The following is a 13368-nucleotide window of genomic DNA, read 5'->3' on the forward strand; positions in this document are numbered from 1 at the left end:
CCGCGGCGCGTAGTTGCGACGGGCGGAGCATCATTTCCTTGGGGAACAGGCGCTCGAACCGCTCCGGCACCTCCGCCGGCGCGAACATTTGTTTGATCAGGCCTGGCAGGATGGCGCGGGCAACCAGAGGAGAGATGGTGTGGCGCATCGCGTCACCAATTACGGGAACAGCCGGCGGTGAGAACAGGAACGTGTCGGCTCGAAGTGTTGGATAGTAGTAGCCGGAGGCAAGCACAAGGCTGCGCACGAGCGCTGGGTACTCCAGGGCAAGGGCGACCGCAACCAGGGTGCCCCAGGAGTGCCCCAGGACAACAGCTTGCTCGACGCCGAGCTGCTTCAAAGCACGCTGGAAGAGCTTGGCGTGGGCTCGTGGGGTCCAGAGCTGGCGGGGTCTGCTGCTGTAGCCATAACCAGGACGATCAATCACGATCACCCTGTACCGGGACGCCAGACGGTCCACGAGACCGCTGACGGTAAAGTCCTGGATCATGGTGCCGTTGCCATGGATCAGCACGATAGGCTCGCCCGCGCCGCGCTCGATGTAGTGCAGGCGCACGCCATCAACATTGAGGAACCGGCCTATCGACGGCGTCCTGCGTTCGGCGGCCCTGGTTTTCTGCCGGTTGTACAGAACAGCAGCTCCCAGTGCTGCGGCCGAGCCTGCCAGAACTGGCGTGAGCCAACGCCAACGGCTCGAATGAGAGCTCTCTTTAGGACGGAGCGCCCTGCCCGACCTTGCAGTCGCCCGCCCATGGTGATGGGTGTTAACCCGTTGCGGTTGGGTCGCGTGAAGGGTCGTCCCAGCTTGGTCGCGCGGGCTTGTCTCGGCGCTCGTCTCAGTGCGGGACATGCATGCTCTCCATGTGGGCTGATCGTGAAGAACGCCCGAGAAGCCAGTCGGTTGCTGCAACGCAGCAAGTTGAAACAATCGCCCTTTCCGAAGAGGCTTCTGCGTGTACGCGGGTGGTTGGCTGAGGTGTGAACAGTGTCCCAGACGGTTGATGCCCCCTATTCCACCGATGCTTTCAGAGAGCCTTATCCAGCGACGTGCTCCTCGTCTTCATCGGAAAGGAGGTCGTCGAGCCTGTCAGCGAGATCGACAACTTGATCTGAGACGGCGCGATAAACCGCAGTGTCGCCAGACTGATCCTCGATCCGAATGCGGTATTCTCCATCAACCCGTGTGACGGCAATGGTGGCGAGGGTCTTCACAATAGGAAATTGGGCCATGCGTATCTCCGTGGGATAACGGGAACGCCTGAGCGCCCGCGAGTGATCCACTTCGATCAAGCGGACTCAAAGGTGGCTGCGCTGGCCCGACGAATGAGAGCCCCGCCAGGGTCGTTAGCGACCACGCGTTGCGACATACACTGTGTTTGTCACCTCGCCATCCTTCTGCAGGTTGTCGAAGGCAACGATATGCGTCTGGCTGGTCGCGAACACCTCGCCAAGTGCCTGTTGAAACTGATCGTCCGGAGGATCATTCGACCACAGGGCAAAGGCGCCTCCGGGATGGAGGTGCGCTGCAAGGCGCGTGAGACCATCGAGGGTGTAGAGCGCTGCATGGCTCGGATGCAGGACGTTCTTCGGCGAGTGGTCGATATCAACCAGGATCGCGTAGTAGTGGCGCCCTGGATGGTCGGCATCGAAACCCGCCTCTGAGGCAGCCCCGGCAAAGAAGTCGCCGAGAACCAGCCGGCAACGTGTATCAGAGGTCAGCTCGGCCCCGAGCGGCAGCAGACCCTGCTGGTGCCACTCGATCACCTCCGCAAGGGCATCGACCACCAGGAGCGAGCCCACCTGCGCATGCTCCAGCACGGCCTGCGCGGTGTACCCGAGGCCAAGGCCCCCGACGACCACATCGAAGGACGTTCCGGTCAGGGCTGCGAGCCCGAGCCGTGCGAGGGCGATCTCGGATGCGTTGAACAGGCTCGACATCAGGAACTCGTCGTTGAGCTTGATCTCGTAGATGTCACCTCCACTCCGGAGATCGCGTCGGCGCCGAAGGCTGAGCGCTCCCATGGGAGTAGGGCGATAATCAAGCTCCTCGAACAGCGCACTCACGGCATGCTCCGCATTGGGCGGTCATAGTGACTTCATTGGCGCATCCGCGATAGCCGGGGAACTGCCGTCCATGATGTGCACCGATTGAGCCTGATCAATATTGAAGCCGCTCCGCCCTGCTGAACAAAGTCCCGGCTTTGAATTGCGTCCTCATCTGGTAAATTCTGTCTCCATTAGAGACAAAGACAAACGGTCCTTGTTATTACTCTAGAAAAGAACTATATCGTTTTATCGGATTTTGGCCGGACAATCGGGTCGTTTCGCTTTTGGTTTTCCAGGCGCACGTTCGGACTTTCTTACCATTACATCGACGAACCGAGAAAAGGCCGCGCTTCTGCGCGCCTTCGCTCACGTGCATCTGCAATAATCGCGAAAGGTTACCCCTATGATTACGGGCACTGTAAAATTCTACAACGACATGAAGGGCTTCGGCTTCATCCAACCGAACGATGGCAGCAAGGACGTGTTCGTTCATGCCACCGCTCTCGAGCGCGCCGGCATGCGCAACCTCGTCGAAGGCCAAAAGGTTGCCTTCGACACGGCCGAAGACCGCCGCTCCGGCAAGATCGCCGTCAACAACATCGAGATGGCGTAACTGCTCATGATGGGCGCAGGACACAGACCTGCGTCGCCTAGCCTTGAAGCCGCTCCCTCGTGGGCGGCTTTTTCGCTTGTACCGGTTAACAGCCAGCAGCGGTTACCCACGCTACCCTACGCCATAACAGTTAAGCTCCAGGAGGAATGAATGTCGCACAAGTATCAGGTTCATCAGTTGGTCCGCATCACCCATCCGCGTATTTCAGACAAACGTGCAAGTGCAAGCGGCATCTACGAGGTAACCCGCCTCATGCCGGCCGATCAGACCGGTGAGTTCTCGTATCGCATCAAATCGTCCGGCTTCGGCGAGCGCGCCGTGCGTGAAAGCGAGATCGCGGCCAGGGCATCAGTCATTTGACCGACGGTGAGGCCTTCTTCCACGGATCCCAGATCTACGATCCTGTCGCGCTGCTTCGTCGCGATGATGAAATCCTGTACGTCGCTCGCGTCGGCAGAAGGCCTCACGGCAGTTTATGATCCTGACCCCCACGGGCGAGCCCGCTTGGCCACACGAGCCGCTCGGCAGCCTCTCGGACGTCGCCTGGGCACTGCGAGCGCACGAGTGGCATCTGGTAACGCCTGAGCTTATCGGACAGCATGAGCGGCTGGCCAAGACCTTGGCACGGCTTCTGACCGAAGAGCTTAGGCGATCAAGCACAGAGGAACCCCCCATGGCTGATCAGCCGACCAATCTCGACACCCATCGCGGCATGGCAGCCCAGAAGGCGACCGACCTTCGCCGTCTGCGGTCCGAGGTCGAAGCCGACCAGGACGCGCTGCGCACGAGACAGACGGAACTCGAAGACCTGCTGGCAGCCGCACCCGCCACCGACTGGCCGGAGGCGGGTGCGAAGGCACGCTATCTGCTTGGCCTCCTGGCGCAGAGCCTGGATGCAAGCGATCTGCGCCGCCGCAGGCTGATCGACCGCGTGCTGGCCGACTTCGACCATCTGCTCGACAAGTCGACCGACGACTGAGATGATCCTTCCCACGGACTGACCGACAACGGAGACCAGCCATGGCCAGAGGCGAACAACGCGGCAACCGCGAGGCAAAGAAGCCGAAGAAGGACAAGCCGAAGGAAGCGATCCCGACCTCACCCTTCGCGAACCAAGGCAAAGGCAGCACACCTGCCAAACCATCCGGCGGCAAGCGATAGCGTCTTCACGCATCATCTGCTGAAGGAACCCTATTCAACCCGTTGACTAGGGCAGAGTCCTACTGGACCGGGCCGCACTCAGTCAGAGTTTGGTGTTGCCACATGCCAGGGATTTTTCGCTGTTGTCACAAGGCTCAAGGTAGAGTTTGCCGCAGAAGCGGCACTCTTTGAGTTCGGCTCGGGCTTCGGCAGGTCTCACCTTGTGAGCCGCCGCTCTAGCGGCAATCCCATCAAGGATAGCCTGAGCGGCATCGTTTGGTTTCTTCATGGGTTCGTCCTCCAACCGCGAGAGGCCCGCGGGTTACAAGTCAGAAGGTCACCCGCTGCCCCGCGCAGGGATGCCGGAAAACCGGCTCCGTGGCACGCAGGCCGCTCTTGGCGCAGCCCAGGCCGTAAAGGTGCTCTGGGCCTCGACGTGGGCCGCCTCGACCCCATCGCATTCTATCTCGTGGATCCTCCTGTGATCCTCCGGGCATGTCTCGCTGTCACGCGAGTTAAAGAAGGAGCGGGGCACGGGGTGCTCCTCTGCCGTAAAGGCGGGAGCACATCGCATCCCTCAGTCGGCAAAAGCCAGAATTCTTGGGCGCCGATGACCTTTATATGGGTTCTCCAAGCCTGATTGCGAGCGGAGTCATGGACGACCATACAGTGCCATCGTCGCGGAAGTTCATTCATGGATGGGTCGCAATGCAGCCCTGGCCAAACCTCGTCGGGATGACCCGCGTGTTCCGGTGAACCCCTTGATCCTGGTCCGAGGGCCTCGCGCTTGACCAGGTGGACGTAAGCTAGAATTTGTCTAGCTCCGCCTGCTCCTCAGCCGCTGCTCGTGGCGAACTCCGCACCTCACCTTCAGCGGCGGTGCTGAGCCGCTGATACACGCCCAGCCCGACAACCATGGCAACCCCGCCAAACAGCAGAAGAGTGGGGTAGAGCATCATGGACATATCTTGCCCCTTACTTGTTTGGAAGACGGCGACCAGAGCCTCCAATAAGACGGCAATGCTGAGGGGGAAACGAACTTGGTGATGCTGCGCCGCGCTTGGCCGGCGTTCCGCATCTGAGTGGGGTCAATCACCTCTTCTTCAAGGATGTATTTGGCGACCTCAAAGATCGCAACGGCGATGACCATGTACCCGACAGAGTCAAGAAGCGCCCGGCCGATATGCTGCTCCGGCGCCCTGAAGGCTGAGACCTGCTGCATGCCGGCATAGACGATGAGGCCGATCGCAATGACGATCAGTACGATGCTGACGGCGCAGAACATTGCTCGTGTAAGGAGTTGATATACCGGCATACAGTGCTCCTAAAGCCTCAGTCGCTGATTAAGCCTCCCCGGCCAGACGGAGCCACCAAACTCTGCGCTCGACCGGTTCGTGCTTCAGGGTAGCCGCCATGCTAGCGATCCCGATCACACTCAGCGGTGAGGGCGATTTCTTAAAGGCCCTTTCTGGAATTGACAGATCCAAATTTCAGCGGCGGCTGAATTCGAGGCAGAGCGCCGTGCCTTGCGATGACGACCAGTCCAGCTTGGCGTCAAGCTGGCGTGCCAACGCCCCAATCAGCTTCATTCCAGTGCCAGAGCCGGAGCGTGCCGGACGAGGTTCAGCGGGCAGCCCCTTGCCATTGTCGGACATGCGAACCCGGATCCCGTTCTCCTCCAACACTTCGACACTCACAGAAATGACACCTCCCTGCGCGCTCTCGCCATCGAAGGCGTATTTCAGGCTGTTGGTGACAAACTCGTTCAGGATGAGGCCGAGCGGCACCGCTATCTCGGGGGCGAGGTCCACCTCCTCGATGGCAAACTCCAGCCGCACCTTGCCGAACTGGCCTTCGTCCACATGGCACAGGTTTTCGACAAGCTGCATCACATACGGGCGCAGCCGGAGAAGATCGGTCGTGCCGGCGACATAAAGCAACTCGTTGACCAGGCGAAGCACCTCGATCCGTTCGCCGACCGTGGCCAATTCCCGGCGCGCCTCCTCCGAGGTGACGTCTCTGGCGCGCATTCTCACAAGGCTGGTGACGATGCCGATATGGTTCTTGACCCGATGTTGCAGTTCCTTGAGCAGGTGCTGGTTGGCCTCAAGGGCTTCCTTCAGGCTGTGGCTCTTGTGCAGTCGATCAATCACCGGCCCCAGGATGGCGGCGTAGGTCCGCAGGAACGCGATGTCCTCCTCCCCGAACTCCCGGGGTTCGCGGCTGTCCACCTGGAGCAGTCCGTACGGCTTTCCGCCGGGCAGGAAGATCGGCACGTTGACGATGGCAACCGCCCCGTGTTCCTTCAGGAAGGCTGGCAACTCGAAGCGGTCTTCCTTGTCGATGTCCTTCGTGATGACCGGCTTTGCAACCTTGATCGAGTAGGTCTCGGAGGAGCGCTCGTTCATCGGCAAGTGCACTGTTCCGACATATCCCGGCTTCCAGCCGACTCCCGCCCGCATGAACACGGACTTTCCGTCCTGCTCGATTTCCAGAACTTTCGCGAGGTCGGTCCCAAGCGCCTCGCCGACGAGGCGGCAGGCTTCCGTCAGGATCTGGTCGAGATCCTCACTGCGCAGGGAAAACTCACCGAAGTCCGCGAGCACCTTCTGCCGCTTAACCATGTGTTCGTGATCTGGCATGATGCCCTTCTTGATTAGCCTGCGATCTAATTTTGCCGTTCAGAGGTATGTTTCGGGGACCTCCGATAAGCCTGGATGTAATCAGACCGGAAGGCTGGTGTTTTATCCTGCTCTCATTGCTACAAGCCTTCCAACCCGAGTGGAATACGACGCAGTTCATGGTGTCTTGACGCTGTATACTTTCTGAATTTGAGGGTATACAGAGTTTTCAGCCGCTGGATTCCCTCCGGTAGGCTTTGGCTTGACGCCACGCAGCCCCGAGCGCCCCAGCACTCTTGACTGAGTGCAGAGAGAAAATGGGCACATTTCATGAGCACCACCGAGAACAAGCCCCCGGTCATCCTCGTCGTCGAAGATGAAACATTGTTACGAATGCTTGCAGGGGACATCCTGACCGAAGACGCGGGATACCGGGTCATCGAAGCCGTCAACGCAGACGAGGCCTTGATCCTGCTCGAGAGCCGACATGACGTGCGCTTGGTCTTCACCGATGTGAACATGCCAGGGGCGCTGAATGGCTTTGCCTTGGCTCGCATCGTGGACATGCGGTTCCCGGGCATCAAGGTCATTGTCACATCAGGACTTGCCCGACCCGGCATCGGAGACCTGCCGAAGGGCAAGCGTTTTCTGCCCAAGCCCTATGCGCCTTCAGCCCTGATCACCATGGTGCAGGAGATGCTGGGCGAGACGGCGAAGCCTGTCATGATCCCGCTCGATCCTCCAACGGTTGAGCAAGGCTCTCCAGTTCTTGCGACGATCTGAAGGTCGTTTGGATGCACAGCGGCATTGGTGCTGTGGGCGGCCTCGCACAGCCGCTTCCCGAGCCGGAAGAATAAACCTTCATCCTTCGCTACACTATAATTTTGCGAAAGGCCGTGTATGGAACCGGCCCCAAGGGGTCTCGCGTTCTCTGAACGGGTGTGAGGGTGTCGCCATGGCTCATGCTCCGAAAGCAGATCATCGCACAAACCGGCTCCTGGCCGCTCTGGTGCCCGAGGACTTCGCGCTTCTTGAGCCCCACCTTGAACTCGTCGACCTCAAGCGGGGTCAGGTGCTGTACGAGACGGGCAACGCTATTAGCCACGCCTACTTCCCGCATGATGCGATGGTCTCTCTGGTGAATGTCATGGAGGATGGCGGCACCGTCGAGGTGGGGCTGTTCGGGCGCGAGGGGGTCTTGGGCCTGCTAGGGGCGCTCGTGACGCGGGAAGCCTTTGGGCGCTACATCGTGCAGATGTCCGGCACCGCCTCGCGCATCTCCTTCGAGCGCCTGAACGAGGTCAGGAACGCCTGCCCCAACCTCCGAGACCTGATCATGCGCTACGGCGAGGCCCTGCTGGCCCAGACCTTCCAGACAGTCTCGTGCAATGCGGTTCATGTGGTGGAGGCTCGCTGCTGCCGTTGGATCCTCAGCATGCACGACAGGGCTGATCAGGACACCTTGCCCCTGACCCACGAGTTTCTGGCTGAAATGCTGGGGGTGCAACGCTCCTCGGTGAGCGTGGTGACGCGCACGCTCCAGACGGCAGGGCTCGTCCAGCAGAGCCGCGGGGGCATTACGGTGATCGACCGAGCTGGCCTCGAAGAGACAGCCTGCGAATGCTACGCCAAGATCCGGCGGATCTATCAGCGCCTGCTGCCCGGCACGTACCCACAGCCGCCGAGCCGCTAGAGGATCCCCAGGATCCGGGAAAAGCTCCCATTCTGAGAACTGAAACTCCTCCCATGAGTGAGGAGGCATCAACTCTGAAGGGGACAGTGCCGTGGCCCGCTACTATCTCGACATCCATGACGGCGAGCAGCTCGTGCGCGATGAAGAGGGTTCCGCGTTCGACGGCCTGGACGCCGCGGTGCATGGGGCGGCCCGCTCGGCGGCTGAGATTGGAACGAGCCGGCTGGCAAAGGGTGACACCAGCTATGTCGTCATCGAGGTGAGGGACCAGCAAGACCAGCGGATCGTCACCGTGACAGCTTCGATGACGATCGAGTGGCATGACCCACTCCCTTAAGCACTTATCCCTGGTGCGCGTAATTCGCGGAAACCCATTTGTGGAACAGGGGCTACTGTCTGCTTCCAGACAGCAACAACTAAACCAGTCGGCAGTTGACGGGTCGCTAAAAGGAGGCGCTCGGCGATGAGCCGCTATTTTCTCCACCTGAAACAGGCGGATCAGTCGGTTGTCGAAGACACGGAAGGTTTGGACCTGCCCAGCCTCCAAGCGGCCCAAGAGGAAGCCTTGCAGGGCATTCGGGACGTCGTGGCGGCAGACATCAAGGGCGGGCATGAGGTGACCTTGGAGGCCATCGTCATCGCGGATAACCAAGGCCGCCAACTTGCCACTGTGCCTGTCAGGGCTGCGCTTCCGAAGAGCCTGTTCCAATCCCTCCTGGAGAACTCGTAATTCGTAGAACTGTCTTTATGAAGCCGAAGGTTGATGACGTAACTTGGCGATCCATGTATGCACGCCATACGGCGGGAGCATCATGAAAATTCTGGTAGTCGAAGACGATCCCTTCATCCGGGACATGGCTGTGACCGAGTTGGAGGACGCCGGTTACGAGGTCATGGAAGCGGCCACTGGCGGGGAAGCTCTGAGGCTCCTGCAAGCTGGGATTGCCGTTGATGCCCTGCTGACCGACGTTCGCCTGCCAGAGGCCAATGGCTGGGCGGTGGCTAGGGCCTACCGGGAGCGCTTTCCCGATTTGCCCGTCCTGTATGTGACAGGCTATGCCGAGCAGATGCAGCCTGTTCCTGGTGGGATCATCCTCTCGAAGCCCTACAGGATGGCTCAGGTGATTGGTGTCTTGGCAACATGGGCGGCTTGAGAGCGGTAAACTTCCGCCAAGACCCTTGATGGAATGCCGAGGCCAAGTGTCGACGGGATCATCTCCCGTTTCGATGAAACCCCTCCTGCCGTTCAGAGCGCCTCTTTCTTCACCAGGTGCAGATAGGTCGGATCGAACTCGCCTGTCCTCTTCAGGCCCTCCCAGTCCAGCACCTTCAGGGTTTTGCCGTGCAGGGCAATCAGGCCCTTCGCCCGGAGTTCTTGTGACACCCGATTCACGTGCACGTTGGACAGGCCCATCGCATCGGCCAGATCCCCTTGGGTCACCGGCAGCTCAAAGGCATGGTCCTCCACCAGTTCGACCGCTCGCAACCGCACCAGCAGCTCGCAGAGCAGATGCGCCATGCGGGCCAGCGATTGACGCCGGCCGACATTGACCACCCACTGCCGAAACACCGCCGCATCGATCAGGGTATCGCGCCAGAACAGATCGCCAAGTCGAGGATGGTTGCGCATGAGGCTGCGCATGTCATCATGCTGGATGAAGGCCAGCTTGCATGGGATCAACGTGCCCAGGTTATGATCCATCACCTCCAGGTGCAGGCTCTGGAGGTCGGGGATGTCGCCGCTGATGTGGAACGACTGGATCTGGCGCTTGCCCTGAGCCGTGACATTGTAGCGACAGGCGAAGCCCTCGACGATCAGGCAGCACTCGGAGGGGGTGTCGCCTTCGCTGACGATGTCCTGATCCGCCGGGACGGTTTTCAGCCGCAGTGGCAGGCGCAGCAGGGCGGCCCTCTCTTCGTCCGTGAGCCGGGCAATGCTCTCCAGCTTGCGGATCAGCGCGGCGGTATGGGGATGGATGGCATCCACGACAGGCTCCCAGATGATCAGGCGGGAGCGCATGTCTCTCAGCCGCCAGCGCCTGAGGCTCGGTTGCTGACAATGCCCTGAGTATCACAGGTGAGTGGGCCTGGAGCAAGGCAGGGGGCCAGAAGGAAACGGCGTTGTTGAGCCCGGCCTGCTATCGCTTCGACGCGCGAGGGAGCGCGCTTCACTCCCGATGGCGAGGGCTTTGAGTTCGCCAGCCTCGACGCTGCTCCGAACGAAGCCAGATCCAGGAAGTTGATCCACCGTCGTTGGCATGAGTGAACCAGGCACCGACGATTGAGAGATTCGTGTGCTCTCGCCTGTCGGCAAAAGAGTGTTCCATGCCTCGCTATTTCTTCCATACCTTCAACGGGTCCGCCCATCCCGATACCGAGGGAACCGAGCTCCCCGGGCTCGAGGCGGCGCGTGAGGAAGCCGTCCAGACCGCCGGTGAGATCATTCGTGGTCAGAGCATAAAATCGTGGAAGGGTTCCGATTGGCACATGGAGGTCACCGATGCCGCCGGACAGGCCTTGTTCAGGCTTCGCTTCTCCCTGGAGGAGTTGAGTGGCGAGACCCATAATTTTGCAGGACCTCCCCTATGAAGTCGCATAACGTGTCTTCGACCGTATGCTGCCAAGAATTCCTGTCGGATTCCCACGCGAAGGAGCGCGCCATGGCCCCGTCATCCAAATCCAAGAATGCCGCCGAGGCGGGAAACTAAGCCGAAGACAACTGCCTCGTCCCAGTAGTTGAGCGACGTGCCCATCGGGCGCTCGCGGGCGTGCAGGGCAAGAACCACGCAGAGAACGGCAGCCAGCCTTGTCACCTCGGAGAACAGGTTCGGGCCTCCTGACCCCATCTGGAGGCCACAGATGATCAAGAACACCGCAAGCTTGAGACTGAAACGAACGACCACGTGCCGGGACCTGGCAGGAAGGCGCTGGCTGACCGGTTCCATGGGTCACCCCCGGGATCGAGGCGGGCGCGAGGGACCGATCGCCTTCCGGAGCTCGCCGATGAGGCGGGCCGGCAGCACGGGCTTGGACAGCGCAATCAAGTCGGGGTGACGGTGGCGGACGTCCTCCGGGACAGCACCGCCGGTGTAGATCACGGTTGGGATGCCCCGTGCGCTCAAGGCCTCCAGAATCGGCGTCACTGAGCCGTCGGCGAGGTTCACGTCCAGCACGGCCGCATCAAGCACCGCGACGTCCCTGATGAGCTGGCGCGCCTCGCGAATGCTGGCAGCCGGTCCGACCGGCACCCCCTCTGCCTCGGTGAGCATCTCGCTGATGCTCAACGCGATGAGCGCCTCATCCTCGACCACGAGAACACGGGATCCTGCCAGCATCGCGCTTCATCCTCTTTGAAGCTGGCCAACGAGTACCTGCGAGTGGATGTTCCTGGTTGTGGGTCGATGACACCCTTTTTCATGATTGTCGCCTTGGGCACGCTTGCGCTTGCTTTGGCTCATCAGGGCACGGCGGCTCTCGTGCCGGATATGACGCTGCTCCGGCCGCTGGAACCGTTCAGTGCTTCAGGCCGAAGGCATCTCTGATTGCACAGTCCAGAGCTTCCTGGCTGAATGGCTTTTGAAAGGGTCATGCCGATCGCCGCGTAGAATCCATGCTAACCAGCCTCCGGAAAACTCGGCGCGTTCCACGGCCTGGATCTGGCCTTTCGGGCTTTGGTCCGCAGTGTCGCGCATCCACGGGTGATTGACCTCGTCTGCTGCATAACTCCGTACACCGGGCGCTTTGCGCATCAGCCCGACCAAGCTCCACTGCCCCCAGGCGTGGAGGAGCGCCCTGGTTGAGGGATTGGAAGAGCCTTCGGCAAGGGGGGTTCATTGTCAGCTGCGAATTTCTCGAAGCACAGGGAATACAACCGGAGCCAAGGTGTCTTAGGCGAGGAGCCATGTGCAGGTGGATCGGCCATACCTGCGTCAGCGAAATATTTCTTCCATCTTGTCTCTGATCGTGGGCTGATCCCTGATGAGGAAGGGATCAGTCTGTGGACCGCCGAAGGCTTTTGCGTCCATCTGGTCCGTATCGTTCAAACCGTGGATGAGGTGCTCAAAGGGAGCCTCACGTCGGACGAGCGCCAGGGCTGGCATCTTGAGGTCACGGATGACGCGGGGCGACGGGTGATGAGCATCTCCCTGACCGATTTCGATGAAAACCGGAGTTTTCTTCCTCTGCATTGAGGCCGCGAATTTCTGAGAAGACGGTGTATGAAACGCGCAAGGCGAGCGTCGGCGAGCTTCGTGTTATGAGAGCCGCCGGAGGCGAGGGCGGCCCACCTCCGGCGGTCCGACCGCGCTTACGCAGGTCGCACACGCGACGGTCATCCTCACCTTAGCACTACGCGGAGAGGCCGGGATCCATCCTTAGCCAGATAGCTATCGGCCTTTGATCGCAATTTCGCAGAAGCGCCTTTATGGAAAGAACCCCAAAGAATGAGCGCTTCGGTTCGATGCCGAGGCACTTAAGGTAGGGAAGACCACAAGGAGGTCTTCGATTTGCCGATGTCCCTCCCCGGCTGCTGTAAGCCAGATCGCACCGCGCGTGTGGTGCAGGTCACAGAAGGACAAGTGGTTTCGTGCGATATCGGGATCCATCACAGGAGGTCTCCATGACCCTCACCATCCTTGATCCCCGCTCCGGCCAGCAGGTTACCATCACGGTTCCCAGTGTTCCTCCATCCAGCACGAGGAGGCCGTGATGAAGCAGTCCTCAAAGCGACGGGTCCGGCGCTGCTTTCTTCAACACCTCGGGAGAGGAACATGAAATCGGCCCAGACCTACCAAGCTAAGGCTGCCGAGATCGAGCGCCTTGCCAGGGATTTGTGTCAGCCGCCAGAGCTCCGGGCGGAGCTTCGGACCGTCGCGCGCCAGTGGCGTCATCGTGCCGAACTGGCCGACTGGACCGCGTGTCAGCTAGCCGTTCCTATTCACCAGAGTTTGTTTCGGGGCCTATTTGGTAGCGCGGGCGTGCCGATCCGCTGCGTTTCTTTCACCGCGGCAAGGTCTGGAACGTGGGGAACGCGTTGGCAGGGACGGGATGGGATGACCGGGGCGATGGCAGCCCCGGCGCTCAGGGCGAGGCCGCCCGGGGCTGGGGTGCCAGAGCGCTCGCAAGACGCCGGACGAGATCCGCTTCCGGACAGCACGAGGCAAAGGCCAGTCGGATGCGGCTGGTGGTTTCCTGCACCCGCACGGCGATCTTGAGCAGGCGCAACCGCAGCGTTGCGAACTCCGCCCGGGCGAGAT

20 protein-coding genes are annotated in these 13368 nt (G+C 60.7%); 11 read left to right on the forward strand and 9 right to left on the reverse strand.

The window, feature by feature from the left end; genetic code table 11:
- The 3 genes from FS320_RS27970 to FS320_RS27980 form a co-directional block, all read right to left on the reverse strand.
- Positions 1 to 850: alpha/beta fold hydrolase (locus tag FS320_RS27970; RefSeq protein ID WP_152715480.1), on the reverse strand; the 850-nt coding region annotated here is incomplete at its 3' end.
- A gap of 185 nt (positions 851 to 1035) precedes the next feature.
- Complete coding sequence (locus tag FS320_RS27975; protein WP_152715482.1) at positions 1036 to 1230, reverse strand: hypothetical protein; 195 nt, start codon at positions 1228 to 1230, stop codon at positions 1036 to 1038.
- Between the two features lie 114 nt (positions 1231 to 1344).
- Complete coding sequence (locus tag FS320_RS27980) at positions 1345 to 2064, reverse strand: polyamine aminopropyltransferase (protein WP_162003284.1); 720 nt, start codon at positions 2062 to 2064, stop codon at positions 1345 to 1347.
- A gap of 385 nt (positions 2065 to 2449) precedes the next feature.
- Here FS320_RS27980 and FS320_RS27985 point away from each other — a divergent pair, with 385 nt between their 5' ends.
- From FS320_RS27985 to FS320_RS46190, 4 genes are all read left to right on the forward strand, one after another.
- Positions 2450 to 2659 (forward strand): cold-shock protein, encoded by a 210-nt coding sequence (locus tag FS320_RS27985; protein WP_152715484.1) that lies wholly within the window; start codon positions 2450 to 2452, stop codon positions 2657 to 2659.
- 150 nt (positions 2660 to 2809) lie between these two features.
- Positions 2810 to 3019, forward strand: coding sequence for a hypothetical protein (locus FS320_RS27990; protein ID WP_152715486.1), 210 nt, complete (start codon positions 2810 to 2812; stop codon positions 3017 to 3019).
- 313 nt (positions 3020 to 3332) lie between these two features.
- On the forward strand, positions 3333 to 3638 hold the full coding sequence (locus tag FS320_RS27995; protein ID WP_152715488.1) for a hypothetical protein: 306 nt from the start codon (positions 3333 to 3335) through the stop codon (positions 3636 to 3638).
- A 41-nt stretch (positions 3639 to 3679) separates the two neighbouring features.
- The gene (locus FS320_RS46190) at positions 3680 to 3820 is read left to right on the forward strand and encodes a hypothetical protein (RefSeq protein ID WP_162866305.1); all 141 of its coding nucleotides are present in this window, start codon (positions 3680 to 3682) and stop codon (positions 3818 to 3820) included.
- A 934-nt stretch (positions 3821 to 4754) separates the two neighbouring features.
- On the opposite strand, the gene FS320_RS28000 is transcribed toward FS320_RS46190, so the two are convergent.
- Both FS320_RS28000 and FS320_RS28005 read right to left on the reverse strand, forming a co-directional pair.
- Positions 4755 to 5114, reverse strand: coding sequence for a hypothetical protein (locus FS320_RS28000; protein WP_152715490.1), 360 nt, complete (start codon positions 5112 to 5114; stop codon positions 4755 to 4757).
- A gap of 175 nt (positions 5115 to 5289) precedes the next feature.
- Positions 5290 to 6441 carry a sensor histidine kinase gene (locus FS320_RS28005; RefSeq protein ID WP_152715492.1) on the reverse strand — a complete coding sequence of 384 codons (1152 nt, stop codon included), beginning with the start codon at positions 6439 to 6441 and terminating at the stop codon, positions 5290 to 5292.
- Positions 6442 to 6750: 309 nt separating this feature from the next.
- Here FS320_RS28005 and FS320_RS28010 point away from each other — a divergent pair, with 309 nt between their 5' ends.
- The 5 genes from FS320_RS28010 (at position 6751) to FS320_RS28030 (ending at position 9267) form a co-directional block, all read left to right on the forward strand.
- Positions 6751 to 7203: a response regulator gene (locus FS320_RS28010; protein WP_152715494.1), complete on the forward strand. Its 453-nt coding sequence runs from the start codon at positions 6751 to 6753 to the stop codon at positions 7201 to 7203.
- 172 nt (positions 7204 to 7375) lie between these two features.
- On the forward strand, positions 7376 to 8113 hold the full coding sequence (locus FS320_RS28015; protein WP_152715496.1) for a Crp/Fnr family transcriptional regulator: 738 nt from the start codon (positions 7376 to 7378) through the stop codon (positions 8111 to 8113).
- Between the two features lie 91 nt (positions 8114 to 8204).
- Entirely contained in the window at positions 8205 to 8450 is a 246-nt protein-coding gene (locus FS320_RS28020) for a DUF6894 family protein (protein ID WP_152715498.1), read from the forward strand.
- Positions 8451 to 8576: 126 nt separating this feature from the next.
- On the forward strand, positions 8577 to 8843 hold the full coding sequence (locus FS320_RS28025; protein WP_152715500.1) for a DUF6894 family protein: 267 nt from the start codon (positions 8577 to 8579) through the stop codon (positions 8841 to 8843).
- 82 nt (positions 8844 to 8925) lie between these two features.
- Entirely contained in the window at positions 8926 to 9267 is a 342-nt protein-coding gene (locus tag FS320_RS28030) for a response regulator (protein WP_152715501.1), read from the forward strand.
- A 92-nt stretch (positions 9268 to 9359) separates the two neighbouring features.
- On the opposite strand, the gene FS320_RS28035 is transcribed toward FS320_RS28030, so the two are convergent.
- On the reverse strand, positions 9360 to 10133 hold the full coding sequence (locus FS320_RS28035; RefSeq protein ID WP_152715503.1) for a Crp/Fnr family transcriptional regulator: 774 nt from the start codon (positions 10131 to 10133) through the stop codon (positions 9360 to 9362).
- 305 nt (positions 10134 to 10438) lie between these two features.
- Between FS320_RS28035 and FS320_RS28040 the strand changes: the two genes are divergently transcribed.
- The gene (locus tag FS320_RS28040; RefSeq protein WP_108523442.1) at positions 10439 to 10702 is read left to right on the forward strand and encodes a DUF6894 family protein; all 264 of its coding nucleotides are present in this window, start codon (positions 10439 to 10441) and stop codon (positions 10700 to 10702) included.
- 80 nt (positions 10703 to 10782) lie between these two features.
- Here the strand turns inward: FS320_RS28040 and FS320_RS28045 are convergent, their stop codons facing one another.
- The gene (locus FS320_RS28045; RefSeq protein ID WP_152715505.1) at positions 10783 to 11058 is read right to left on the reverse strand and encodes a hypothetical protein; all 276 of its coding nucleotides are present in this window, start codon (positions 11056 to 11058) and stop codon (positions 10783 to 10785) included.
- A gap of 3 nt (positions 11059 to 11061) precedes the next feature.
- Complete coding sequence (locus FS320_RS28050; RefSeq protein ID WP_152715507.1) at positions 11062 to 11448, reverse strand: response regulator; 387 nt, start codon at positions 11446 to 11448, stop codon at positions 11062 to 11064.
- A gap of 498 nt (positions 11449 to 11946) precedes the next feature.
- On the opposite strand from FS320_RS28050, the gene FS320_RS48420 reads away from it, so the two are divergent.
- Entirely contained in the window at positions 11947 to 12303 is a 357-nt protein-coding gene (locus tag FS320_RS48420; RefSeq protein ID WP_244627435.1) for a DUF6894 family protein, read from the forward strand.
- A gap of 889 nt (positions 12304 to 13192) precedes the next feature.
- On the opposite strand, the gene FS320_RS28060 is transcribed toward FS320_RS48420, so the two are convergent.
- Positions 13193 to 13368: transposase (locus tag FS320_RS28060; protein ID WP_192926244.1), on the reverse strand; the 176-nt coding region annotated here is incomplete at its 5' end.

The sequence above is a fragment of the Microvirga tunisiensis genome, from assembly GCF_009296175.1.
Taxonomy (GTDB): Bacteria; Pseudomonadota; Alphaproteobacteria; order Rhizobiales; family Beijerinckiaceae; genus Microvirga; species Microvirga tunisiensis.

What these genes read in the sequence shown, in the direction of transcription:
- FS320_RS27975 (WP_152715482.1), bottom strand. Translation starts at nt 1,230, where the DNA reads ATGGCCCAATTTCCTATTGTGAAGACCCTCGCCACCATTGCCGTCACA.
- FS320_RS27985 (WP_152715484.1), top strand. Translation starts at nt 2,450, where the DNA reads ATGATTACGGGCACTGTAAAATTCTACAACGACATGAAGGGCTTCGGC.
- FS320_RS27990 (WP_152715486.1), top strand. Translation starts at nt 2,810, where the DNA reads ATGTCGCACAAGTATCAGGTTCATCAGTTGGTCCGCATCACCCATCCG.
- FS320_RS27995 (WP_152715488.1), top strand. Translation starts at nt 3,333, where the DNA reads ATGGCTGATCAGCCGACCAATCTCGACACCCATCGCGGCATGGCAGCC.
- FS320_RS46190 (WP_162866305.1), top strand. Translation starts at nt 3,680, where the DNA reads ATGGCCAGAGGCGAACAACGCGGCAACCGCGAGGCAAAGAAGCCGAAG.
- FS320_RS28000 (WP_152715490.1), bottom strand. Translation starts at nt 5,114, where the DNA reads ATGCCGGTATATCAACTCCTTACACGAGCAATGTTCTGCGCCGTCAGC.
- FS320_RS28005 (WP_152715492.1), bottom strand. Translation starts at nt 6,441, where the DNA reads ATGCCAGATCACGAACACATGGTTAAGCGGCAGAAGGTGCTCGCGGAC.
- FS320_RS28010 (WP_152715494.1), top strand. Translation starts at nt 6,751, where the DNA reads ATGAGCACCACCGAGAACAAGCCCCCGGTCATCCTCGTCGTCGAAGAT.
- FS320_RS28015 (WP_152715496.1), top strand. Translation starts at nt 7,376, where the DNA reads ATGGCTCATGCTCCGAAAGCAGATCATCGCACAAACCGGCTCCTGGCC.
- FS320_RS28025 (WP_152715500.1), top strand. Translation starts at nt 8,577, where the DNA reads ATGAGCCGCTATTTTCTCCACCTGAAACAGGCGGATCAGTCGGTTGTC.
- FS320_RS28030 (WP_152715501.1), top strand. Translation starts at nt 8,926, where the DNA reads ATGAAAATTCTGGTAGTCGAAGACGATCCCTTCATCCGGGACATGGCT.
- FS320_RS28035 (WP_152715503.1), bottom strand. Translation starts at nt 10,133, where the DNA reads ATGCGCTCCCGCCTGATCATCTGGGAGCCTGTCGTGGATGCCATCCAT.
- FS320_RS28040 (WP_108523442.1), top strand. Translation starts at nt 10,439, where the DNA reads ATGCCTCGCTATTTCTTCCATACCTTCAACGGGTCCGCCCATCCCGAT.
- FS320_RS28045 (WP_152715505.1), bottom strand. Translation starts at nt 11,058, where the DNA reads ATGGAACCGGTCAGCCAGCGCCTTCCTGCCAGGTCCCGGCACGTGGTC.
- FS320_RS28050 (WP_152715507.1), bottom strand. Translation starts at nt 11,448, where the DNA reads ATGCTGGCAGGATCCCGTGTTCTCGTGGTCGAGGATGAGGCGCTCATC.